The sequence below is a fragment of the Proteus alimentorum genome, from assembly GCF_002607735.1.
Lineage (GTDB): Bacteria > Pseudomonadota > Gammaproteobacteria > Enterobacterales > Enterobacteriaceae > Proteus > Proteus alimentorum.
Window position 1 is genome coordinate 107805 of record NZ_NBVR01000036.1, and the last position, 22866, is coordinate 130670.

Annotated in this window: 21 protein-coding genes and 4 tRNA genes; 22 read left to right on the forward strand and 3 right to left on the reverse strand. The window is 38.2% G+C overall.

Annotation, left to right across the window (positions count from 1 at the left end; all coding sequences use genetic code 11):
* The first annotated feature begins 9 nt into the window (after positions 1–9).
* The 19 genes from odhB to B6258_RS15010 all read left to right on the forward strand — a co-directional run bounded on the left by odhB (position 10) and on the right by B6258_RS15010 (position 15093).
* On the forward strand, positions 10–1215 hold the full coding sequence (odhB, locus tag B6258_RS14920) for a 2-oxoglutarate dehydrogenase complex dihydrolipoyllysine-residue succinyltransferase (RefSeq protein WP_099075918.1): 1206 nt from the start codon (positions 10–12) through the stop codon (positions 1213–1215).
* A gap of 161 nt (positions 1216–1376) precedes the next feature.
* On the forward strand, positions 1377–2543 hold the full coding sequence (sucC, locus tag B6258_RS14925; RefSeq protein WP_075671649.1) for an ADP-forming succinate--CoA ligase subunit beta: 1167 nt from the start codon (positions 1377–1379) through the stop codon (positions 2541–2543).
* Complete coding sequence (gene sucD / locus B6258_RS14930; protein WP_099075919.1) at positions 2543–3412, forward strand: succinate--CoA ligase subunit alpha; 870 nt, start codon at positions 2543–2545, stop codon at positions 3410–3412. The genes sucC and sucD overlap by 1 nt, the downstream gene beginning before the upstream one ends.
* A 1487-nt stretch (positions 3413–4899) precedes the next feature.
* A complete protein-coding gene (cydA, locus tag B6258_RS14935) occupies positions 4900–6465 on the forward strand; it encodes a cytochrome ubiquinol oxidase subunit I (RefSeq protein WP_099075920.1) in 1566 nt (521 codons plus the stop codon).
* A 14-nt stretch (positions 6466–6479) separates the two neighbouring features.
* On the forward strand, positions 6480–7637 hold the full coding sequence (cydB, locus tag B6258_RS14940) for a cytochrome d ubiquinol oxidase subunit II (protein WP_099075921.1): 1158 nt from the start codon (positions 6480–6482) through the stop codon (positions 7635–7637).
* 12 nt (positions 7638–7649) lie between these two features.
* Positions 7650–7763 carry a cytochrome bd-I oxidase subunit CydX gene (cydX, locus tag B6258_RS14945; RefSeq protein WP_099075922.1) on the forward strand — a complete coding sequence of 38 codons (114 nt, stop codon included), beginning with the start codon at positions 7650–7652 and terminating at the stop codon, positions 7761–7763.
* Complete coding sequence (ybgE, locus tag B6258_RS14950; protein ID WP_099075923.1) at positions 7763–8047, forward strand: cyd operon protein YbgE; 285 nt, start codon at positions 7763–7765, stop codon at positions 8045–8047. Before cydX ends, ybgE begins: the two co-directional genes overlap by 1 nt.
* 516 nt (positions 8048–8563) lie before the next feature.
* Complete coding sequence (locus tag B6258_RS14955) at positions 8564–8836, forward strand: hypothetical protein (RefSeq protein ID WP_240531602.1); 273 nt, start codon at positions 8564–8566, stop codon at positions 8834–8836.
* Positions 8837–9146: 310 nt separating this feature from the next.
* Positions 9147–9542 (forward strand): tol-pal system-associated acyl-CoA thioesterase, encoded by a 396-nt coding sequence (gene ybgC / locus B6258_RS14960; protein ID WP_099075924.1) that lies wholly within the window; start codon positions 9147–9149, stop codon positions 9540–9542.
* A complete protein-coding gene (gene tolQ / locus B6258_RS14965; RefSeq protein ID WP_099075925.1) occupies positions 9542–10228 on the forward strand; it encodes a Tol-Pal system protein TolQ in 687 nt (228 codons plus the stop codon). Before ybgC ends, tolQ begins: the two co-directional genes overlap by 1 nt.
* 22 nt (positions 10229–10250) lie before the next feature.
* Positions 10251–10676, forward strand: a complete 426-nt coding sequence (gene tolR / locus B6258_RS14970) for a colicin uptake protein TolR (protein ID WP_023581195.1) — start codon at positions 10251–10253, stop codon at positions 10674–10676.
* 28 nt (positions 10677–10704) lie between these two features.
* Positions 10705–11790 (forward strand): cell envelope integrity protein TolA, encoded by a 1086-nt coding sequence (gene tolA, locus B6258_RS14975; RefSeq protein ID WP_099075926.1) that lies wholly within the window; start codon positions 10705–10707, stop codon positions 11788–11790.
* Positions 11791–11932: 142 nt separating this feature from the next.
* Entirely contained in the window at positions 11933–13228 is a 1296-nt protein-coding gene (gene tolB / locus B6258_RS14980; RefSeq protein WP_099075927.1) for a Tol-Pal system beta propeller repeat protein TolB, read from the forward strand.
* Between the two features lie 45 nt (positions 13229–13273).
* Positions 13274–13768: a peptidoglycan-associated lipoprotein Pal gene (gene pal, locus B6258_RS14985; protein ID WP_036912100.1), complete on the forward strand. Its 495-nt coding sequence runs from the start codon at positions 13274–13276 to the stop codon at positions 13766–13768.
* A gap of 9 nt (positions 13769–13777) precedes the next feature.
* Entirely contained in the window at positions 13778–14545 is a 768-nt protein-coding gene (cpoB, locus tag B6258_RS14990) for a cell division protein CpoB (RefSeq protein ID WP_099075928.1), read from the forward strand.
* Between the two features lie 154 nt (positions 14546–14699).
* Positions 14700–14775, forward strand: a tRNA-Lys gene (locus B6258_RS14995).
* A gap of 30 nt (positions 14776–14805) precedes the next feature.
* A tRNA-Lys gene (locus tag B6258_RS15000) sits at positions 14806–14881 on the forward strand.
* 30 nt (positions 14882–14911) lie between these two features.
* Positions 14912–14987: transfer RNA gene (locus B6258_RS15005), tRNA-Lys, on the forward strand.
* Positions 14988–15017: 30 nt separating this feature from the next.
* Positions 15018–15093 (forward strand) — tRNA-Lys (locus B6258_RS15010).
* Positions 15094–15263: 170 nt separating this feature from the next.
* Here B6258_RS15010 and B6258_RS15015 read toward each other — a convergent pair.
* Positions 15264–16151 (reverse strand): aminoglycoside 6-adenylyltransferase, encoded by an 888-nt coding sequence (locus B6258_RS15015; RefSeq protein ID WP_099075929.1) that lies wholly within the window; start codon positions 16149–16151, stop codon positions 15264–15266.
* Between the two features lie 252 nt (positions 16152–16403).
* On the opposite strand from B6258_RS15015, the gene pnuC reads away from it, so the two are divergent.
* On the forward strand, positions 16404–17132 hold the full coding sequence (gene pnuC / locus B6258_RS15020) for a nicotinamide riboside transporter PnuC (RefSeq protein WP_099075930.1): 729 nt from the start codon (positions 16404–16406) through the stop codon (positions 17130–17132).
* A gap of 243 nt (positions 17133–17375) precedes the next feature.
* The gene (aroG, locus tag B6258_RS15025; RefSeq protein ID WP_099075931.1) at positions 17376–18434 is read left to right on the forward strand and encodes a 3-deoxy-7-phosphoheptulonate synthase AroG; all 1059 of its coding nucleotides are present in this window, start codon (positions 17376–17378) and stop codon (positions 18432–18434) included.
* A 73-nt stretch (positions 18435–18507) separates the two neighbouring features.
* Here the strand turns inward: aroG and gpmA are convergent, their stop codons facing one another.
* A complete protein-coding gene (gpmA, locus tag B6258_RS15030) occupies positions 18508–19260 on the reverse strand; it encodes a 2,3-diphosphoglycerate-dependent phosphoglycerate mutase (protein WP_099075932.1) in 753 nt (250 codons plus the stop codon).
* 390 nt (positions 19261–19650) lie between these two features.
* Positions 19651–21117, reverse strand: coding sequence for a molybdate ABC transporter ATP-binding protein ModF (gene modF, locus B6258_RS15035; RefSeq protein ID WP_099075933.1), 1467 nt, complete (start codon positions 21115–21117; stop codon positions 19651–19653).
* A gap of 183 nt (positions 21118–21300) precedes the next feature.
* On the opposite strand from modF, the gene B6258_RS15040 reads away from it, so the two are divergent.
* Positions 21301–22860, forward strand: coding sequence for a ShlB/FhaC/HecB family hemolysin secretion/activation protein (locus B6258_RS15040; protein WP_099075934.1), 1560 nt, complete (start codon positions 21301–21303; stop codon positions 22858–22860).
* Positions 22861–22866 lie beyond the last annotated feature (6 nt).

Below are 22866 nucleotides of genomic sequence, written 5' to 3' on the forward strand. Positions count from 1 at the left end.
GGATAGAAAATGAGTAGTGTAGATATTCTAGTACCGGATCTCCCTGAATCAGTTGCTGACGCATCGGTCGCAACTTGGCATAAAAAACCTGGTGATAGCATTCAACGCGATGAAGTGCTGGTTGAAATCGAAACAGATAAAGTTGTTTTAGAAGTACCTGCAAGTGAAGCAGGTGTTTTAGAAAGCATTCTTGAAGAAGAAGGCGCTACCGTTGGTTCACGCCAATTATTAGGTCGTATTCGTTTAGGTGATAGCACTGGTATTCCTGCTGATGTGAAACCGGTTCAAGATAGCACACCAGCACAGCGTCAAAGTGCCGATATTGCTGAAAAAGGCAATAATGATGCATTAAGTCCAACAGCGCGTCGCTTAGTGGCTGAACACGATATTAACCCTGCGGATGTGAAAGGTAGTGGTGTAGGTGGACGTTTAACTCGCCAAGATATCGAAGGTCATGTTGCGAATAAATCAACTGCACAACCGATAGCAGAGGCTCCTCAAGCACTGTTATCTCACCGTAGCGAAAAACGTGTACCAATGACACGTTTACGTAAACGTGTGGCAGAGCGCTTATTAGAAGCGAAAAACACGACTGCAATGTTGACTACGTTTAACGAAATCAACATGCAACCAATCAAAGATTTACGTGCTCAATATGGTGAAGCATTTGAGAAACGCCACGGTGTACGCTTAGGCTTTATGTCTTTCTATATTAAAGCTGTTGTTGAAGCACTAAAACGCTATCCAGAAGTGAATGCTTCTATTGATGGTACTGATGTGGTTTATCACAACTACTTCGATATCAGTATTGCAGTATCAACACCGCGTGGTTTGGTAACACCAGTATTACGCGATGCGGATGCAATGAGCATGGCGGATATCGAGAAAAACATCAAAGCATTAGCGGTAAAAGGCCGTGACGGTAAGTTAACTGTTGAAGACTTAACAGGTGGTAACTTCACTATCACAAATGGCGGTGTTTTTGGTTCATTAATGTCAACTCCAATTATCAACCCACCACAAAGTGCCATTTTAGGGATGCATGCAATTAAAGATCGCCCAATGGCAGTAGATGGTCAGGTTGTTATTCTACCAATGATGTATCTGGCTCTGTCTTATGACCACCGTTTAATTGATGGTCGTGAGTCTGTCGGTTTCTTAGTAACCGTTAAAGAGATGCTAGAAGATCCAGCTCGTTTATTACTGGATGTATAGGTAATAAATATCGCTTTTAGGCAGGAGATGCTCCTCCTGCCTACTTAGCAACAGACACAAGCATCAAAGAAGTACAGTGTGTTCGTGAAGCCAGATTTCTCTGGCTTATAGTCAAAAAAATAAGAAAGCCCGACTTTCAACAAGATTATGGATAGAACATCATGAATTTACACGAGTATCAGGCAAAACAGCTTTTCACACGGTATGGATTACCAGCACCTGCTGGTTTCGCCTGCTCCACACCGCGCGAGGCAGAAGAAGCTGCATCAAAAATCGGTCAGGGCCCTTGGGTCGTGAAATGTCAGGTTCACGCGGGTGGACGTGGTAAAGCTGGCGGCGTAAAAGTCGTTAAATCGAAAGAAGAGATCCGCGCATTTGCTGAACAATGGTTAGGCAAACGTTTAGTCACTTATCAAACAGACGCTAATGGTCAGCCTGTTACACAGATTTTGGTTGAAGCAGCAACCGATATCGCTAAAGAGCTTTATCTTGGTGCGGTTGTTGACCGTGGTACCCGTCGCGTTGTCTTTATGGCTTCAACAGAAGGCGGCGTTGAAATTGAGAAAGTGGCAGAAGAAACGCCAGAACTTATTCATCGCGCGATTATTGATCCACTGACAGGTCCAATGCCTTATCAGGGAAGAGAATTAGCATTTAAACTGGGTTTAAAAGGTAAGCAAGTTAGTCAATTTGCTAAAATCTTTATGGGATTAGCCTCTATTTTCTTAGAGCGCGATCTTGCTTTAATCGAAATTAACCCACTGGTTATTACTAAAGAAGACGATCTGATTTGTCTTGATGGCAAATTGGGCGTAGATAGCAACGCGTTGTATCGTCAACCAGAAATGCGTGAAATGCATGATCCTTCACAAGAAGATCCTCGTGAAGCACAAGCTGCACAATGGGAACTGAACTACGTTGCATTAGATGGCAACATTGGCTGTATGGTTAATGGTGCTGGTTTAGCGATGGGAACGATGGATATCGTTAAACTTCACGGTGGTGAGCCTGCAAACTTCCTTGATGTAGGCGGCGGTGCAACAAAAGAGCGTGTAACTGAAGCATTTAAAATTATTTTGTCAGATGAAAATGTCAGTGCTGTATTAGTCAACATTTTCGGCGGTATTGTTCGTTGTGACTTAATCGCAGACGGTATTATTGGCGCCGTTGAAGAAGTTGGTGTTAATGTTCCTGTGGTTGTACGTCTGGAAGGAAACAATGCAGAGTTAGGCACCAAGAAATTAGCCGATAGTGGATTAAATATTATCGCTGCTAAAAGCTTAACTGATGCCGCGAAACAAGTTGTTGCAGCAGCGGAGGCAAAATAATGTCTATTTTAATCGATAAGAATACCAAAGTAATTTGCCAAGGCTTCACTGGTAGCCAAGGAACATTCCATTCTGAGCAAGCTATTGCTTATGGTACGCAAATGGTCGGTGGTGTTACACCAGGTAAAGGTGGTACTACGCACTTAGGCTTACCTGTATTCAATACAGTACGTGAAGCCGTTGAAGCAACTGGTGCAACGGCGACAGTTATCTATGTACCTGCACCATTTTGTAAAGATTCAATCCTAGAAGCGATTGATGCAGGTATCAAACTAATTATTACTATTACTGAAGGTATTCCTACGCTGGATATGCTGACTGTTAAAGTTAAATTAGATGAAACTGGCGTGCGTATGATAGGTCCTAACTGCCCAGGTGTTATCACGCCAGGTGAATGTAAGATTGGTATTATGCCTGGTCACATTCACTTACCAGGTAAAGTCGGTATTGTATCTCGTTCCGGTACCTTAACTTATGAAGCTGTTAAGCAAACAACTGATGTTGGCTTAGGCCAATCAACTTGTGTTGGTATTGGTGGTGACCCAATTCCGGGTTCTAACTTTATTGATATTCTGAAGCTATTCCAAGAAGATCCACAAACAGAAGCGATTGTGATGATCGGTGAAATCGGTGGTACAGCGGAAGAAGAAGCCGCTGCTTATATCAAAGAGCACGTAACTAAGCCGGTTGTCGGCTATATTGCTGGTGTAACAGCACCTAAAGGCAAACGTATGGGACATGCGGGTGCAATTATTGCTGGTGGTAAAGGTACCGCGGATGAGAAATTTGCTGCCCTTGAAGCTGCTGGCGTTAAAACAGTCCGTAGCTTAGCTGATATCGGTGAAGCGATTAAATCACTGATCAAATAAGTAACAATTCTGTTAATAATTTTAGATTGATACTATCTCGAATGCCAGTTTCTAAAAAAGGAGCTGGCGTTTTTTATTTCTAGTTTCATTTAAAAGGCTATATCAATAGCTAATATTGTAATTAACGCATCAATATCCCATCTGAATTTATTCTAATAAACTGTTTTATATTGTCTTTTTTGAAAATTGATCTGTATACAAAACATCGTTTCTCTACTTATTAACTTTCTTGTGGCGCCCAAAAGTAATGATATAAGTTATGAATAGATACCCTGAATTGTTAAAAATAATATTTTAAATACATGTTTTTAGTAAAAAAGAGAGTTAACAAGAAAAGATGAACACTTATTTTATGCTGTTCTCAACATAGGTACTTCTATAAATATCGTAATAATTAGCTTTAAATCTGTACTAGGATCACGTTGTAACACGGATTTTTACTAAGAAGATAGACTTTAAAACATGTTAATAAATGCCTATGGAAGAAGGAGAGATAAGCTTTTTGATAGGAAAAATATCTTTTTATTATGATAAAACACCAAAATGACGATTAACGGCGAATTATGATCTCCTTATCGTTATAAGAATTGATAATAAGAAGTTGGTGAGTATCTGGAAAAGCGCTTAGTTTAAATAAGAAAATATAATAAAAGTTTTTTTTGTTTTTTCTCAAGTTGTTCAATAAATGGCTGATCATAATTACTTATATTATTGATTTTTATGGTTATTTATTTTTACTATTAATAATGATTGTACGCTTTATCTTTTAAATACAGATGTATTTCATTTCGTTTATCTAGAATTAAAAAGAAACTAAAAAAGAAATAAAATTAGGAATCGACAATCAATATTGGACGTTTTATATATCTTTATTAGATAAAATAATTGAGCATGTTTTTTATATTTACAGTTTTGTACATTTCAACTTATTAATTAATAGATTATTTTTATTAAAATATTTATTATTTACCTGAAAAAAAATGAAATTGATATTAAAATTAATAAAACACAATTAAAAGTGTTTATTTTTAAGTCTTTTATGAAAATAAAAAGTTAATTTTATTATGGAAAATGTAAGGAGGTAAATTATACTTAAGAATAAAAACAACATTGCATTAACACAATGGTAACCATTGGGTAATTTATTCGCAACTAGTTAACATTAAAGTGTTTTTTTGATGTGGGTCAAGTTATTAATTGTGGAAAAAATTTCTGAATATGCTTAAATTGGCACACGATCAAATATGCTATTACAAACCTAAAAGTCGTATTGTTGACCTAAGCTCAGAATTCAAATCTGGGTCACGCAAAATATATTTATTATATGTAAATATAAGCGTACTATTTGTAAGGTATTGTGTTTTTGGTCTTTAATATTCGTTGTTGTTTTTAGAGGCATTTATTGCTGGTAGTTATGAGGCTTTATAATTTAATTAAAGTCGGGTTGCCGCAAGTCGGTGTCTTCCTGCTAGGAGCAAGGAGTCAAGATGTTTGATATTGTCGAACTGTCACGGTTACAGTTTGCCTTAACAGCAATGTATCACTTCCTGTTTGTCCCATTAACGCTGGGTATGGCGTTTATGTTGGCAATCATGGAAACGATATATGTTCTGTCGGGTAAACAAGTTTACAAAGATATGACAAAGTTCTGGGGTAAGTTATTTGGTATTAACTTTGCTCTGGGTGTCGCAACTGGATTGACCATGGAGTTCCAATTTGGTACTAACTGGTCATATTTCTCTCATTACGTCGGTGATATCTTCGGTGCGCCTTTAGCAATCGAAGGTTTGATGGCGTTCTTCTTAGAATCAACTTTCGTCGGATTGTTCTTCTTTGGCTGGGATCGCTTAGGCAAGAAGCAGCACTTGATGGTAACTTGGTTAGTTGCTTTCGGTTCTAACTTCTCTGCTCTGTGGATCCTTGTTGCGAATGGTTGGATGCAAAACCCTGTCGCTGCAGACTTCAACTTTGAAACCATGCGAATGGAAATGTTGAGTTTTGCTGATCTGGTTTTAAACCCTGTCGCTCAAGTTAAATTTGTTCACACCGTTGCTGCTGGTTACTGTACTGGTGCATTCTTTGTTCTGGGTATCAGCTCTTACTACCTGCTCAAAGGTCGTGATATCGGTTTTGCAAAACGTTCTTTCGCAGTTGCTGCTACTTTTGGTATCGCGGCTGTGTTATCTGTTATCGTACTGGGTGATGAATCTGGTTACGAAATGGGTGACGTACAGAAAACCAAACTGGCTGCAATTGAAGGTGAATGGCATACAGAAGCAGCTCCAGCTGCATTTAATCTGATTGCATTCCCTAATCAAGAAAAAATGGAAAACTCGTTTGCATTACAAATTCCTTATGTCATGGGTATTATTGCAACGCGTTCTTTCGATACACCAGTATTAGGTCTGCATGATTTGATGAGTCAACACGAAGTTCGTATTCGTAATGGTATGAAAGCTTACGAATTATTAAACGAACTACGTTCAGGTAATACCGATCCAACGGTACGCGCTGCATTTAATGACGCTAAAAAAGATTTAGGCTATGGCTTATTGCTTAAGCGTTATACAGATAATGTCTCCGATGCAACGGAAGCGCAAATTAAATCTGCTGTAAAAGACTCTATTCCTAAAGTCGCACCACTGTTCTGGTCATTCCGTATCATGGTTGCCGCAGGCTTCCTGATGTTACTGGTTGTTGCGATTTCCTTCTGGACCGTTCTGTCTAACCGTATTGGTAACTACAAATGGTTACTGCGTGCTGCGCTATTCGCTATTCCATTACCATGGATTGCAGTTGAAGCAGGTTGGTTTGTTGCAGAATATGGACGTCAACCATGGGCGATTGGTGAAATCCTGCCTACGGCTGTAGCAACTTCTTCACTGACACAGGCTGATATCCTCGTATCTATGGGTCTTATCTGTGGTCTGTACACACTGTTCCTAGTTGCTGAAATGTTCCTGATGTTCAAATTTGGTCGCCTTGGGCCGAGTAGCCTGAAGACGGGTCGCTATCACTTTGAACAGAAGACAGCTTCTTCTCAAAGTAAGTAACACAGGAGTCCACTATGTTTGATTATGAAGTATTGCGGTTTGTTTGGTGGCTACTGATTGGTATCTTACTGATTGGCTTTGCAGTCACTGATGGTTTTGATATGGGTGTTGGTGTGTTACTACGCGTTATCGCTAAAGATGACACCGAACGCCGTATTTTGATTAACTCTGTTGCACCTCACTGGGATGGTAACCAAGTTTGGTTAATCACAGCGGGTGGTGCATTATTCGCTGCATGGCCAATGGTTTATGCTGCGGCATTCTCTGGTTTCTATTTCGGTATGATCTTCGTATTGGCGGCATTATTCTTCCGTCCAGTAGGTTTTGATTACCGTTCTAAACTAGAGTCACCAAAATGGCGTGGCATGTGGGATTGGGGTATCTTTATTGGTAGCTTCGTTCCACCATTAGTTATCGGTGTTGCTTTTGGTAACCTGTTACAAGGTGTTCCATTAGAAGTCGATAGTATGCAACGTGTATCTTATAACGGTACAACTAATGCACTGATTAACCTGTTAAGTTTGTTAAACCCATATGGTTTATTAGCGGGTGTGGTTAGCTTAATGATGATTGTTGCACACGGTGCAAGTTATCTTCAAATGCGTACTACTGGTGAATTACATGAGCGTACTCGTAAAACAACGTATATTACCTCATTAATTACGTTTATTGCATTCGCATTAGCAGGTGTATGGTTAATCTATGGTATCGATGGCTTTATTATTACAAGCGCTATTGATACAGCAGGTCCATCATCTCCACTGCTGAAAACTGTTTCTCATGAAGCGGGTGCTTGGATGACTAATTACAACAACTATCCAGTATTATGGGCACTGCCGGCCTTAGGTCTGTTATCTCCATTACTGGCGATTGTTGCAACTAAAGCAAACAAAGGTGGTTGGGCATTCCTGTTCACGTCACTAACAATTGCTGGTGTTATCCTGACTTGCGGTGTGACTATGTTCCCATTTGTGATGCCTTCAAGCACTTTCCCAGATGTGAGCTTAACAATGTGGGATGCAACTTCTAGCCTGTTTACTCTTCAGGTAATGACAGTTGTTGCGATTATCTTTGTACCTATCGTTCTCCTTTACACCATCTGGTGTTACTGGAAAATGCATGGTCGCCTCGATAAGAAATTTATCGAAGGCAATAATCATACTCTTTACTAAGGAGCATAGAGAATGTGGTATTTTGCATGGATCCTCGGCACACTCTTCGCTTGTAGTATTGCGGTGATCGCAGGACTGGCTTTCGAGCACGCTGAAGCGAAAAAAACTTCAGAAAGTGAAGAATAATGTTGGATAAAAGCTACCAACTACTAAACAAGGGCCCTATTAGGGCTCTTGTTTTAATCATGGCGTTGGTCATGGCATTTTGTGTCATGTGGGATCCTAGTCGATTTGCAGCGAACACTAGTTCACTTGCAATTTGGCAAGGTATTCTTCTTATTTGGTCTGTGTGTGCTGGTGCAACTTTTGGTCTAGCATTTCGTCCTAAACATGTTGTTGCAAAATGTTTATTACATCCAATCCCTGCAATTATTATTTTAGTTGTTGGGCTAATTTACTTTTTCTTCTAAGAAAATACCTTATTTCTGCTCAGTGTATGAGAAAGAAATAAGGTATTTTATCTCCTAAATATCTCTTCTAAATTCTCTCTCGCTTCTAGCGTTATAGCTGGATATTCTCTTTTAAGTAATCAATAAATAAACGCGTTTTTCTTGGAATATATTTACTATAAGGGAAAATAATATTAACAGAATTTGGAATATTAACAGGCAAGTTGTTTTTAGTGTCGGGGCAACCATGGTTGCTATGTTATTTAATATTCTTTCTCTTTTCTGCTTACCACAAACAGCTTATCCCATGACTTTTTTAATTTGTGCATTGATAGGCATATTACCTCTCACATTATTATTTACACTAAAGAAAAAAAGTATTACACAGGAAACACAAGATGAATTTTAATACTGATTTAATTATAGAAAGCATTAAATCTTTGCATGACGAGATTGAAACAGTTTTTACGCAATATCCACTATCAGTTGATGCTATTACAAAAATAGAAAAAAAATCTTTTATCTCACGAGTTTTCAATGGTCGGGATTAGTGGAAATGCAGTGGGTTATGATGACGTTATCGCGATGTTCAGACAAAATGCAGGAAAAAGAAGTGGTCTGAAAATAAAAACGGTCGATTATAAAATAATTTACCAGTCAGATTGTTTGGCACTTGTCAGATATCAAGAAACTCATAGTGAAAATAAGAAAATTCTTATGCGTGAATCTGTGGTGTTATTGAGACGCAATTCTCATGATGAGTGTTGGCAATGGTACTATCTTCATGAAACTCCAATCTCAAATAATTAGTTGATTTATATGAAAAACTAGTTTTTTAACTGGTTTTTTTCTGTCATTAAAAATAATATTACTAAACTAGACAATCTATGAATTTCTAATTAGCAAGCATTTTTATGCTGTCTTAATGAAAATATTTTTTCTATTCAGAGCACAAAGCATATTGCGTGTTGCAAAGAAGAGTTTATGATTGGCGCCTGAAAACTGTGTTTTCTATTCTTTACGTTACTACGATTCCCTTAGAGCGACCTCTTAAGTATAGTTAGGTAACCTATAGCTACATTATTTATGGACTTAACTCGGGAAATGTAAGGAAGGTAATATGCAGTTTCTTTGGTCTGTTCGTGTTTATTATGAAGATACTGATGCTGGTGGTGTTGTTTATCATGCTAGTTATCTGAAATATTTTGAACGCGCTAGAACTGAACTACTCAGAGAAAAAGGTTTTCATCAGCATGATTTACGGGAGTATGATCATGTTGTATTTGTTGTACGTAAATTATCAATAGAATATATTGCGCCAGCTCGACTTGATAATCTTTTGCAAGTAGAAAGTGAAATTACCACATTGCGTGGTGCTTCGATGACATTTTCTCAAAAGATTATTAATGAAGATGGTTGTGTATTGTGTAGCGCAGAAGTGCTCGTTGTCTGCGTAGATTCATCAAAAATGAAGCCAGTAGCGCTTCCTAAGTCCATTATCGCGGAGTTTAAGTAGTGGCTGACATGAATGTTATCGATCTCTTCCTAAAAGCGGGGCTTTTAGTCAAGTTGATCATGTTGCTTTTAATCGGATTTTCTATTGCATCTTGGGCGATTATTATTCAGCGAACGAAAGTTCTGAATGCTGCCGATCGTGAAGCCGCAGATTTTGAGGATAAATTCTGGTCAGGTACTGATTTGGCTCGTTTATATAAAGAGAGCCAAGCTCGTCGTGATGAATTATCTGGCTCAGAGCAAATTTTTCATTCTGGCTTTAAAGAATTTGCCCGTTTGCATCAAGCAAGCGTTCATGCTCCTGATGCGGTTGTTAATGGTGCATCAAGGGCTATGCGCGTCTCTTTCAATCGTGAATTAGAATCTTTAGAAAATCATATTCCTTTCCTTGGTACTGTCGGTTCTATCAGCCCATATATTGGTCTGTTCGGTACAGTCTGGGGGATTATGCACGCATTTATTGCATTAGGTAGTGTAAAACAAGCAACATTACAAATGGTCGCACCCGGCATTGCTGAAGCTCTGATTGCAACAGCTATCGGTTTATTTGCGGCAATTCCCGCAGTTATGGCTTATAACCGGTTTACGCAGCGTGTAAATAAACTGGAACAAAGTTACGATAACTTTATGGAAGAGTTCCTGACGATTTTACATCGCCAAGCTTTTGCCTCCGCAGAAAAGAAATAGTTAACGCAGAAGGAGAGAGCTGATGGCACGGGGTCGCAGTAGCCGCCGAGGCGTAAAATCAGAGATTAACATTGTTCCTTTGCTCGACGTATTATTGGTGCTGTTACTTATTTTTATGGCAACGGCACCTATTATCTCGCAAAGTGTTGAGGTTGATCTTCCTGAAGCAACAGAGACACAAACTGTTTCAAGTAGTGATAACCCTCCTGTGATTGTCGAAGTTGCAGGTGTTGGGCAATACAATATTCGTGTTGATCAGGAAGTATTAGAATTATTACCACAAGAACAGATTATGGCTGAAGCTAAACGACAACTGGAAAAAAATCCGAAAGTTGTGTTTCTTATTGGCGGTGCTAAAGATGTTCCTTATGATGAGATAATTAAAGCGCTCAACATGTTACGTCAAGCAGGTGTTAAATCTGTAGGTTTAATGACTCAGCCTATGTAATTAGGTTGAAATAAGTTTGGATAATAGCGTGGGAAAGAAAACGAAGCCAATTCGAAGTAAATTGAGCGGTTCAGTTATCTTGTCTACCGCCTTGCATTTACTCGTTATCGCCTTGCTTATCTGGGGTTCGTTAACTCAGAAATGGGATCTAGGTGGCGGTGGTGGATCTGATGGACAAGTTATTGATGCTATTATGGTTGATCCTAATGCGGTGGTACAACAGTATAACCAGCAAAAAGCGCAACAAGCTAACGTCCAAAAAGCCGAGCAAGAGCGAAAAGAGCGTGCAGAGCAACAAGAAGAAGAGTTGCGTCAGCAACAAATAAAAGAACAAGAACGCTTGAAAACGTTAGAAGTTGAACGTTTACAAGCGAAAGAGGCGGCAGAAGCTCAAAAACGTGAAGCTGCATTAGCTGCTGCTAAAGCAAAAGAAGAACAAAAAGTTGCAGAAGAAGCGGCTGCACAAGCGAAAGCAGAGCGTGATCGCATTTTAAAAGAACAAGCAGATGCGAAAGCTCAAGCTGAAGCTGAAGCGAAGAAACAAGCAGAATTAGCGGCGAAACAAAAGGCAGCAGAAGCGAAAGCTGAAGCGGATGCCAAAGCGAAAGCTGAAGCGGATGCCAAAGCGAAAGCTGAAGCGGATGCCAAAGCGAAAGCCGAAGCGGATGCCAAAGCAAAAGCTGCAGCAGAAGCAAAGGCTAAAGCAGCAGCTGAAGCCAAAGCAAAAGCGGCAGCTCAGCAGCAGAGTAAAGCAGTAGATAGTTTACTTGATGGTTTAGTCGCTGACGGTAGTAAACAAAGCGGAGCCTCAGCAGCAGGTCAAGGTGGTGGAAATCGCACTGGTGCGAATGATGCGGGTATTGATCGGTATACAGGACAAGTAAAAGTTGCCATTGAGCAGAAGTTTTTTGATTCTGATTTATACAAAGGTCGCAAGTGTGATCTTAAAATAAGTATTGCACCAGACGGTATGTTGATAAGCGCGAAAGCGGTAGGTGGAGATCCGGCTTTATGCCAAGTCGCATTACAAGCGGCAAAAATGGCGACATTGCCTAAGCCACCAAAAGATATTTACGAGAAAGTAAAATCACCGACAATTGAGTTTAAGCCATAAAACTGTCTGATAGTAGGAAAACATACACTAATTTATAGCTATTTTAGAATGTTATTGATGCGTTGTATGGTGTTGTTGAAAAGCGTTTGTTACTATTCTGTGCGTTATTGCGTAATAACCGCAATAATAAAAGGGAGACATGATGAAGCAGGCATTAAATGTTATTTTCGGGCTTTTAATTTTATGCGTAACCACTCTGGCTAACGCTGAAGTTCGAATTGAAATTACACAAGGGGTGAATACTGCACGCCCTATCGGTGTTGTTCCTTTTAAATGGGAAGGCACAGGTCAAATGCCAGAAGATGTTGCTGGTATCATTGCAGCTGATTTACGCAATAGCGGAAAATTCAATCCGATTGATGTATCTCGCATACCTCAACAACCTGTTACTGCTTCTGAAGTCCAACCTGCACTTTGGACTGCATTAGGCATTGATTCTGTTGTCGTGGGACGCGTGCAACCATCAGCGGATGGTCAATATTTAGTGAGCTATCAGCTGGTTGATGTTGCTGGCTCACCAGGTGCGGTTTTATCTCAAAGTGAGTTTAAAGTTCCATCTAAGTGGTTACGTTACTCTGCACATACGGCTAGTGATGAAGTTTTTGAAAAACTGACAGGTATTCGTGGTGCATTCCGTACACGTATTGCTTATGTTGTTGTGACAAATGGTGGTGCATATCCTTATGAATTGCGCGTTTCAGATTATGATGGATTTAACCAAGATCGTGTTTATCGTTCATCACAGCCATTAATGTCACCAGCATGGTCACCAGATGGTGCTAAACTTGCCTATGTGACTTTTGAAAGTGGTCAATCTGCTTTAGTGGTACAAACATTAGCAACAGGTGAAATTCGCCAAATTGCATCATTCCCAAGACATAATGGTGCGCCTTCGTTTTCACCTGATGGCTCGAAACTTGCATTTGCTCTTTCTAAGAGCGGTAGCTTAAATCTGTATGTGATGGATTTAGCGAGTGGGAACATGACACAGGTAACCAATGGCAGAAGTAATAATACCGAGCCAAATTGGATGCCAGATGGACAAACCTTAGTCTATACTTCAGATCAAGGTGGACGTCCACAAATTTACAAGGTTAATATTAACGGTGGAACGCCAGAGCGTATTACTTGGGAAGGTAAACAAAACCAAAACCCAGCAGTAAGCCCAGATGGTAGTTTCTTAGTTATGGTGAGTTCTGAAAGCGGTAGGCAACATATCGCTAAGCAGGATCTGGAAACGAATTCCGTACAATATCTAACAGATACGTTTCTGGATGAAACGCCAAGCATCGCGCCTAACGGCACAATGGTTATTTATAGCTCTACACAAGGCTTAGGCACCATTTTGCAGCTAGTATCGACTGATGGACGTTTCAAAGCGCGTCTTCCGGCGACTGACGGTCAGGTTAAATCACCTGCCTGGTCACCGTTTATGTGATGCATAAAAATTATGTATGGCAAACAAATAAAGGAACAAATAGAGATGCAATTAAACAAAGTGTTTAAAGGGTTGATGTTAGCATTACCACTCGTTGCTGTTGCAGCATGTAGCTCAAACAAAAACGACGATCAAACTGATACAAACAATGTACCAGTTGTTGAACAAGGTCCTACTGCTGAAGAATTAGCACGTCAGCAATTAGAACAACTGAAACAACAAAACATCGTTTACTTCGGTTTTGACAAATATGACATTAGCTCAGACTACGCTAACCTGTTAGATGCACACGCTGCATTCCTGCGTGCAAATCCATCAGTACGTATCACTGTAGAAGGTCATGCTGACGAACGCGGTACTCCAGAATACAACATCGCTCTGGGCGAACGTCGTGCTAACGCTGTGAAAATGTACCTGCAAGGTAAAGGCGTATCAGCTGATCAACTGTCAATCGTTTCTTACGGTAAAGAAAAACCAGCTGTACTGGGTCATGACGAAGCCGCTTACGCGAAAAACCGTCGTGCAGTACTGGATTACTAAGAGAACGGCATGAACAACAGTAACTTCAGACCTTTCTTGATGAGTCTGTTGTTACTGGTTGGCGTAGCGGCTCCAGTAGCCGCTATTGCCCAAGCGCCAATCAGTAATATCGGTTCAGGTTCGACCGATGAACGACTCGCCCAACTTGAGCGTTTTTCAAATGCTCACAGCCAGCTTTTGACTCAATTACAGCAACAACTCGCTGATTCTCAGCGTGATATTGATATGTTACGTGGTCAAATTCAGGAAAATCAATATCAGTTAAATCAAGTTGTTGAACGCCAACGCAATATCTATCAACAATTAGATAGCCTTGGTGGCGGAGCTTCAACATCAACAGAAGCCACTCAACCTGATAATACTGCTTCTTCAACACCTCCTGCGGCGACTAATGCAGGGCAAGGTGATGAGAAGGCCGATTATAATGCAGCAATTGATATCGTATTGAATTCTAAAGATTACGATAAGGCAATTGTTGAATTAAACAACTTTATCAATAACTATCCGAAGTCTAGCTATCAATCAAATGCACAATTTTGGTTGGGTCAGATGTATTATCTAAAAGGTAATAAGGATCAGGCTGCAAGCACATTTGCTATTGTTGTTAAAAACTATCCAAAATCTCAAAAAGCAAGTGAAGCCTTTTATAAAATTGGTTTGATCATGCAAGAGAAAGGGCAAAAGGATAATGCTAAAGCTGTTTACCAACAAGTGATTAAGCAATATCCAAATAGCGCTGGCGCTAAATTAGCGCAAAAGCAGCTAGGAACACTCTAATTATTGACCCCGTAATGTAAAATGTTGCATTTTCGGGGTTAAATGATTGTTTTTTCAACGGTTAGATTTTTTTTTGAAAAAAAACGTTGCACAAAAACATTAAATCAGTATTATTACCCGCCGTTGCCACAGAGAATGTGGCGAGTTCGAAAAAGGGTCGTTAGCTCAGTCGGTAGAGCAGTTGACTTTTAATCAATTGGTCGGGCGTTCGAATCGCCCACGACCCACCATTTTCGAATACCATCCGTTTTTATTGAAATGGGTCGTTAGCTCAGTCGGTAGAGCAGTTGACTTTTAATCAATTGGTCGGGCGTTCGAATCGCCCACGACCCACCATTTTCGAATACCATCCGTTTTTATTGAAATGGGTCGTTAGCTCAGTCGGTAGAGCAGTTGACTTTTAATCAATTGGTCGGGCGTTCGAATCGCCCACGACCCACCATTTTCGAATACCATCCGTTTTTATTGAAATGGGTCGTTAGCTCAGTCGGTAGAGCAGTTGACTTTTAATCAATTGGTCGGGCGTTCGAATCGCCCACGACCCACCATTTCAAATTCCTTCTTGTATATCTGTTAGTTCCTAATCCCTAATCCGTAAACAAACTCTTAGCTACCTTTCTATTTTTTGATAGTGCAGTTCATCGCTTTATTAAGCAATGAAGATAGTTTTCTCTTCATTGAAAAAACGACCTAGCCTTAATCTAAAATGACATTCAAATCAGTAATGGCAAATAATTGATGACGTGATTTGGGTGTATTCATTTTCAGTCAAAAATTCATTATCGATTAACCAATTACTGACCAGTTCTTGTGTTTTTACCGCTGTATCAATAGGGTGATTGAGGCGTTGAGATGCATCAAGAAAAAATGCCATCATAATCGAAAGTGTTGCAGCTGATTCATAGGGGGTACTCATTGCAAGCGTGCTTTCCAATGAACGTAATGAATAAAACTTAGGTAGCCATTCTTTCAGATTTTTTCCTTGATACCATACATCTTGTGTTGGCGTATTGTGTAACGCAACTTGTTCAAGTAACGCTATCAGCCATTCACGCATGTCATTTATACGATAATTAGCAGACCAAAATTCACGGCGTAGAATGGCTACAGCGACTTGTGTCGCTTCAAACCAGAATTCTTGAGCATTATTACACGCCTGTTCTTTTGAAAGCTCAGGGGGCGTTATAGTGCTAATTTCAGGAAGTCCGTCACATAAACCCGTTTTATCGAGTAAGATTTGATATCCACGCTGGTAAACTGGGCTAAGTCCTTCAGTTTTCATGTTAAAAATACGCTCAGGCTCTGCCATCATAATGTCCATTTTGCGACCTTGAGCTAAGACATGTAAATAAATAGGCCAAAACTTACTTTTGGGATCTTCACACTCTAACTGTAAGCTGACAAGAGCATCACCGAATTGTGATAACCAATGTTGGTTTTTTGCGAGGTCTGTCGCACCATAACCGATTAGCTCTATATCAATATCAGAATAACTGTCTATCTTTCTATTGCGCCCTAACGATCCCGTTAAGATCACGGACTCAATTCTAGGATCGAGAAGAGCAAAAGACAGAATGCGATCGATTAAACGTGTTGTTGGCTCCATATTTCTCTCTAATAAGTAAAATGTAATAAAGTTATTTGTCGTTTTTATTGTTTAAAAAGTAGAATTAGAATAGTTTGTTTAGTATATAAAACATTTATTTGTTATTTTTCTAAATCAGAAACATAATGTTTAATATTAAAAACTAAGTACCATTATAAATATGAATTTATAATATATATTTACTACTTTGCAAAGATGTCGCAATAACCCATATTTTCTTTGTTTTTTCTATGATTAAGTCGGGGTTGTAAAATGGATGTGATGAGTTGGTTTAGTATCAATAATATTTTAGTCAATATCCCACTCGGAGAAGGTGGATATCCACTTTCATGGATTGAAGCAGTTGGCACTATCGCTGGCCTATTATGTATTTGGCTTGCCAGTCAGGAAAAAATTATCAATTACTTATTTGGACTTATTAATGTCACCTTGTTTGCCATTATTTTTTTCCAAATACAACTATACGCAAGTTTACTCCTTCAAATATTTTTCTTTGCCGCCAATATTTATGGATGGTATGCATGGAGCAGAGTGAATGACTTTGAGCAGGCCGAATTGAGAATACGTTGGTTAAAATCAAGTCATCGTCTCTTTTTAATCGTTGTTTCAATAGCTGCCATTGCCGCTCTTACTTTCAATATTGATACGGTATTTGGCTATTTAGCCGTTGTTGCTGTTGATATATTAAATGTCTTTGGTGCAAATCTAGCTACGCCTGTTCTTGAACCTGATGCTTACCCATTCTGGGACTCTACAATGACGGTTCTTTCTATTGTCGCAATGATCTTAATGACACGGAAATTAGTTGAAAACTGGCTAATTTGGTCAGTTATTAACGTGATTAGTATTGTTATATTCTACAAACAAGGTGTTTATGCAATGTCTGTTGAATATATTATTTTACTGGCTATCGCAATTAATGGTTCTCGTTTGTGGATCAAAACAGCAAAACGCTCTAACAGAAATAATTATCTCTCCTAATAAAAAAGGCTGGCAGAGTTATCTTTCTCTCCAGCCTTAATATTCATTGTTTTTATTCTTATTCTTAACGCAATTTTGAATCATTATTTTTCTTAAATGCGCTATTTCCCTTTATATTGAAATTTTTAGAAAGGTAACTATAGATGCTTTAGGTTGAAAGGGTGTTTACAGATAGAAAACGAATGGTTAGATTGGAAAAGCAATAATAACATTGACTAGATAACATAGAGTGGATGCACGGGAATGAATTATCAAAATGATGACCTTAAAATAACACAAATCAATGAACTCTTACCGCCAGTGGCTTTATTGGAAAAGTTTCCTGCGACTGATAATGCGGCTTTTACAGTTCGTCATGCCCGTGAAGCTATTCATCAAATCCTAGCAGGAAAAGATGATCGTCTATTAGTGGTAATTGGACCTTGTTCTATTCATGATCCGAAAGCTGCGCTGGAGTATGCACAACGTTTAAGCCTTATTAGAGATGAGCTGAAAGACAAACTTGAAATTGTAATGCGTGTTTATTTTGAAAAACCACGCACTACTGTCGGTTGGAAAGGCTTAATTAACGATCCTCATATGGATCATACTTTTGATATTAATGAAGGCTTACGCATTGCTCGTAATCTTTTATTAACGATTAATGATAGTGGCTTGCCAACGGCTGGCGAGTTCTTAGATATGATAACGCCTCAATACGTTGCTGATTTAATGAGTTGGGGGGCAATTGGCGCTCGTACGACAGAATCACAAGTTCACCGTGAGCTTTCATCTGGTCTATCTTGTCCTGTTGGTTTTAAAAATGGCACAGATGGCACCATTAAAGTGGCGATTGATGCAATCAATGCCGCGGGATCGCCACACTGTTTTCTTTCAGTGACTAAATGGGGACACTCTGCCATTGTGCGCACAGCAGGTAATGGTGATTGCCATATTATTTTACGAGGTGGTAAAGAGCCAAATTACAGCGCTGAGCATGTTGCTGCAGTAAAAGAAGGGCTTAAAAAAGCGGGTTTACCACAAAATGTGATGGTTGATTTCAGTCACGCCAATAGTTGCAAGAAATTTGAGAAACAAATGGAAGTTGGTGCTGATATTTGCCAACAAATTAGCTCAGGTGAAAAAGCATTAATCGGCGTGATGATTGAAAGCCATTTAGTGGAAGGCAGCCAGTCATTAGAAAGCGGTGAACCTTTGGTTTACGGCAAAAGTATCACCGATGCTTGTATTGGCTGGGATGATACCGAAACGCTGTTACGCCAATTAGCAGATGCAGTTGTCGCTCGTCGTAATAAAGCGTAATAATTAAATTTAGAGTATAAAAAATGCCACTTTGAAGTGGCATTTTTTTATGTAACTCAAAATAAAAACAAAATTATTTTGCTTTACCTTGGTTAGCAACAGCGGCTGCTTTTGCTGCGATTTCGTCAGCATTACCTAAGTAGTAACGTTTGATTGGTTTCATATTTTCATCAAATTCGTAAACTAAAGGTACTGCTGTTGGGATATTCAGCTCAAGAATTTCATCTTCGCTCATGTTGTCTAGGTATTTAACCAGAGCACGCAGTGAGTTACCGTGAGCGGCGATGATAACTTTCTCACCAGAAGCAACACGAGGCTTGATAACTTCTTCCCAGTATGGTGTTACACGGTCGATAGTTAATGCCAGGCTTTCTGTTAATGGCAGTTCTGCTGCAGTTAAAGATGCATAACGAGGATCTTTACCTGGGAAACGTTCATCGTCTTTAGTTAATTCTGGTGGAGTGATAGCAAAACCACGACGCCATTGTTTAACTTGCTCATCACCGTATTTTTCAGCGGTTTCAGCTTTGTTTAAGCCTTGCAGAGCGCCGTAATGACGTTCGTTTAATTTCCAGCTTTTTTCAACTGGCAGCCATTGTTGATCAACTTGATCAAGAATGTTCCATAGGGTGTGAATTGCGCGTTTCAGAACAGAAGTATATGCATAGTCAAAAGCAAAACCTTCCGCTTTCAGCAGTTTACCTGCTTCTTGCGCTTCATTACGGCCTTTTTCGGACAGCTCAACATCAGTCCAGCCTGTAAAACGGTTTTCTTTGTTCCATACACTTTCACCGTGTCGAACTAGCACAAGCTTAGTTACTGCCATAGTTTAGACTCCTATAATTACTTTCTTAATATAAGTTTAAAATTAGCACTTCAATCATTATATGGATCATCGACAAGAACGCCAAACATAAGTGACAAAACAAGAGGGATTAAGTCAAAAATGTCGTTTGTTCGATGAATTATTGCACAGTTGTCACACCTTTTGCTTAATCGTTCAAGCTATTAATCTAGCGGGATCGGCGTAAAAAAACAAAATATCCGTTTTGCATAAAAAATAGACGAAAAGAGCGTCTGTAAAAACGACACATTTTCTATTTATCATTGTTTAAATAATAAGCAAAAAAATGTCGATTTAAATAAAAATTAAGATACTAAGTTTAGCGTTAATTTCTAAAATCATTACCCTGATTATGACAGTAAAAATTCATATTTAACAAATTTCTTGCTGATAGCGATAAATTTCGCCGTCTTTAATAAAAGTCAATCGATGAGTAATACATAATGGTGCATCCTCTTGATGGTGACTCACAAACAAAAGCTGCGTATTACTGTGGCTTATCATGATGTCAATAAAACGCTGCACTAAGAGTCGATTTGTTGTGTCTAATCCTTGCAATGGTTCATCAAGAATAAGCAAGGTAGGATGCTTAACTAACGCTCTTACAATTAACACTAAGCGTTGTTGACCCCAAGATAAGGCATGGAATGGATGATTAGCATATGCGGTTAAACCAATTAATGCTAACCATTCATCAGCGAGTTTAAGCTGTTTATCAGTAATTGCTTGATAAATGCCAATAGAGTCATGAAAACCTGAAATAATGACATTTTTTACACTTGAAGAGACACGATAGCTCTGGTGTAAGTCATTACTGACATAACCAATATGGCGTTTAATTTCCCATATCGTTTCGCCACTTCCTCTTTTACGGCCAAATAAGGTTAAGTCATTACTGTAGCCTTGAGGATGATCGCCAGTAATTAAGCTTAATAATGTCGATTTTCCTGCGCCATTAGGGCCTAAAATTTGCCAATGCTGTTGAGGTTTTACCTCCCAGCTTAAATGGTGAAGCACAGGTTTGTCGTTATAACTCACGACACCTTCTTTCAGCACGATAGGGGAAAGCGTCGGTGGTAATTGAGGAATGGCATCAGATGGATCTTGTTCAGGCAATGTAAGATTTTTAAGGGTTTCACTGTGAGATAATTGCCCTATTACAGAGTCAGATAAAACCTGTTCTTTCTTACCGTTGGCTACTAATTCACAATTAATCAATAAACCTGCATGTTGAATAAAATCAGGAATATCATTAAAACGATTTAGGATCAGAATGATAGTCAGATTTTGTTGATGTAATAGTGTGAGTAATTCATTTAAAGCGCGGCGAGAATCCACATCTAAGCCATCAAAAGGTTCATCTAAAATGATTAGATCAGGTTTATTCATTAAAAGTTGAATAAGCAGTATTTTGCGAGATTCACCAGTAGAAAGATATTTAAAGCGTCTTGATAAAAGATATTCAACACCAAATTGCTTAGCGAATAAAAAGCATCTGTCGGCATCTTTTATCTGCATTTGAATAACTTGAGCAACCGTTAAACCTGTGTCGTCTTCACCTTCACTTAATAAATCCGTGTTATTACGGCGCCACTCTTCTTCAATCATTTTTTGTAGTTTTTCAAAAGAGAGACTAATTGGACGAGAAAATGTATTGATAAACTCACCAGAGAGCAAAATACCTTCTTGGCATAACGCATTTGCTAAAGCGGTTTTGCCACTTCCATTACTGCCTACAAATGCCCAACTATCACCTTCATTAATTGTTAAATCATTAATTTGCAAACAGAGTGTATAGCTTAATCGAAATTGTGTTTTTTTGAGTTGCAAGTATTTCATTATTATTATCCGTCGCTTTTAGAGCAAGTAGAGTACTTACCAATATCGAGTTAACTAAAAATTGTCAATATTTGTTGAATTATTCTTAGGTGAAAAAAGCTTAAGTGTCTTTTAAAAAATGATGATTATTTAGTCAGAAAGTTTATGCAATTATATAAAAAATAACTCAAGGATGATTTTTATATGCATAAATTTAAAAATAAAAAGATTAAAGTATTATTATTTCTATTGCTAATATTAGTAAGTAAAATGAGTTTTCCTAATATTAATAATAATTGGGTCAATAAAAACAATTGTTTTCTAATTAATGAAATAAAAATAGAAAACGCTGAGTTATTAAGTGATAAAAAGCAGAATAAACTAATATTAAAATATCTATATCAATGTTTAACATTAAATGATATACAGAGTATCGTTAATATTATAACAAATGAATATATTGAGAAAGGTTATATCACTTCACAGGCATTTATTTCTCATCAAGATCTCTCTAATAGTAAACTTACAATTAAAGTGATAGAGGGGAAGATAAAAGATATCTTTATTGATGATGCTCCATCTCGATTAGTTAATATTATCTTTCCATCATATAAAGAAAAAAGACTTAATTTACGTGATTTAGAGCATGGGCTTGAGCAGCTTAATCGATTAACAACAACACAATATACATTGGATATTCAACCTAGCGATAGTGTGGGGTATTCTTCTATTTTTATTGTTCAAAACAATAAAAAATTGTTTTTTAAAAACCAATTAAACTTTGATAATTCAGGTAATAAAACAACAGGTGAAACGCTATTAGCCAATACCACAACAATAGATTCGTTATTTGGATTAGGCGAACAATGGAGTTTCTCACTGAGTACAAATACAGATTTATCTCGTTCGCACTATTCTCGCTCTTATTCTGTAAGTGTGAATATTCCTTATGGTTATTGGTTTTATCAGTATCAATTATCTCATAGTCAATCCTCTTATCCTTTTCTCAGTCATAATGTTCAATATAGTTATAAAAACAAAAATAGCGATCAGCAATTTGATATTAGTCGTTTAGTCTATCGTGATAATAAGCAGCGAATAATATTAAAGAGTTCGCTGAAACATAAAAAAGTAAGGACACAATTAGCACAACAAAAACTACGAATAAATAGTCCCACATTAACCTCTTTATCATTTAGTCCTCAATATAGTTTAACTCTTAAACGAGGATATTTAACGATTAATCCAATGGTAGAAATGGGGCTTTCTTTTTTTGGTGCATCATCTGATTATATTGCTGAAAATTCACCTCGTAGTCATTATCGAAAACTAAGCATAAATTTAAGCTATCAACATTTATTTCTTAATAAATTTTTCTATATTACGTCATTTTATGGGCAATATACGCAAGATAATCTTTATAGTATAGAAAGAGTAGCAATTGATGGAATAAAAGCAGTCCGCGGATATAAAGAGACAAAACTGAATGCAAATAGAGGTTTTTATTGGCGTAATGAAATAAATACACCACAGATAAATTACTTTTTAGGTGATATTAATTTTATTTTTGCACTTGATTATGGCGTTGCTCATTCAGGTAAATATGAAATAAAAAAACAATCTTTATTAGGAAGCGCTATAGGGGCTTCATTTTGTCGTTCTGTATTCTCTTCACAATTATTAGTTAATAAACCGTTATTTTACCCAAAATCACTAAAACCAGATCACTGGTCTTTATTTTGGTCTATTTCTTTTGCTATTTAAAATTTG

Bases quoted from the DNA above. Each gene is read 5' to 3' on its own strand.
- odhB (WP_099075918.1), top strand. From the start codon at position 10: ATGAGTAGTGTAGATATTCTAGTACCGGATCTCCCTGAATCAGTTGCT.
- sucC (WP_075671649.1), top strand. From the start codon at position 1,377: ATGAATTTACACGAGTATCAGGCAAAACAGCTTTTCACACGGTATGGA.
- sucD (WP_099075919.1), top strand. From the start codon at position 2,543: ATGTCTATTTTAATCGATAAGAATACCAAAGTAATTTGCCAAGGCTTC.
- cydA (WP_099075920.1), top strand. From the start codon at position 4,900: ATGTTTGATATTGTCGAACTGTCACGGTTACAGTTTGCCTTAACAGCA.
- cydB (WP_099075921.1), top strand. From the start codon at position 6,480: ATGTTTGATTATGAAGTATTGCGGTTTGTTTGGTGGCTACTGATTGGT.
- cydX (WP_099075922.1), top strand. From the start codon at position 7,650: ATGTGGTATTTTGCATGGATCCTCGGCACACTCTTCGCTTGTAGTATT.
- ybgE (WP_099075923.1), top strand. From the start codon at position 7,763: ATGTTGGATAAAAGCTACCAACTACTAAACAAGGGCCCTATTAGGGCT.
- B6258_RS14955 (WP_240531602.1), top strand. From the start codon at position 8,564: ATGGTCGGGATTAGTGGAAATGCAGTGGGTTATGATGACGTTATCGCG.
- ybgC (WP_099075924.1), top strand. From the start codon at position 9,147: ATGCAGTTTCTTTGGTCTGTTCGTGTTTATTATGAAGATACTGATGCT.
- tolR (WP_023581195.1), top strand. From the start codon at position 10,251: ATGGCACGGGGTCGCAGTAGCCGCCGAGGCGTAAAATCAGAGATTAAC.
- tolB (WP_099075927.1), top strand. From the start codon at position 11,933: ATGAAGCAGGCATTAAATGTTATTTTCGGGCTTTTAATTTTATGCGTA.
- pal (WP_036912100.1), top strand. From the start codon at position 13,274: ATGCAATTAAACAAAGTGTTTAAAGGGTTGATGTTAGCATTACCACTC.
- cpoB (WP_099075928.1), top strand. From the start codon at position 13,778: ATGAACAACAGTAACTTCAGACCTTTCTTGATGAGTCTGTTGTTACTG.
- B6258_RS15015 (WP_099075929.1), bottom strand. From the start codon at position 16,151: ATGGAGCCAACAACACGTTTAATCGATCGCATTCTGTCTTTTGCTCTT.
- pnuC (WP_099075930.1), top strand. From the start codon at position 16,404: ATGGATGTGATGAGTTGGTTTAGTATCAATAATATTTTAGTCAATATC.
- aroG (WP_099075931.1), top strand. From the start codon at position 17,376: ATGAATTATCAAAATGATGACCTTAAAATAACACAAATCAATGAACTC.
- gpmA (WP_099075932.1), bottom strand. From the start codon at position 19,260: ATGGCAGTAACTAAGCTTGTGCTAGTTCGACACGGTGAAAGTGTATGG.
- modF (WP_099075933.1), bottom strand. From the start codon at position 21,117: ATGAAATACTTGCAACTCAAAAAAACACAATTTCGATTAAGCTATACA.
- B6258_RS15040 (WP_099075934.1), top strand. From the start codon at position 21,301: ATGCATAAATTTAAAAATAAAAAGATTAAAGTATTATTATTTCTATTG.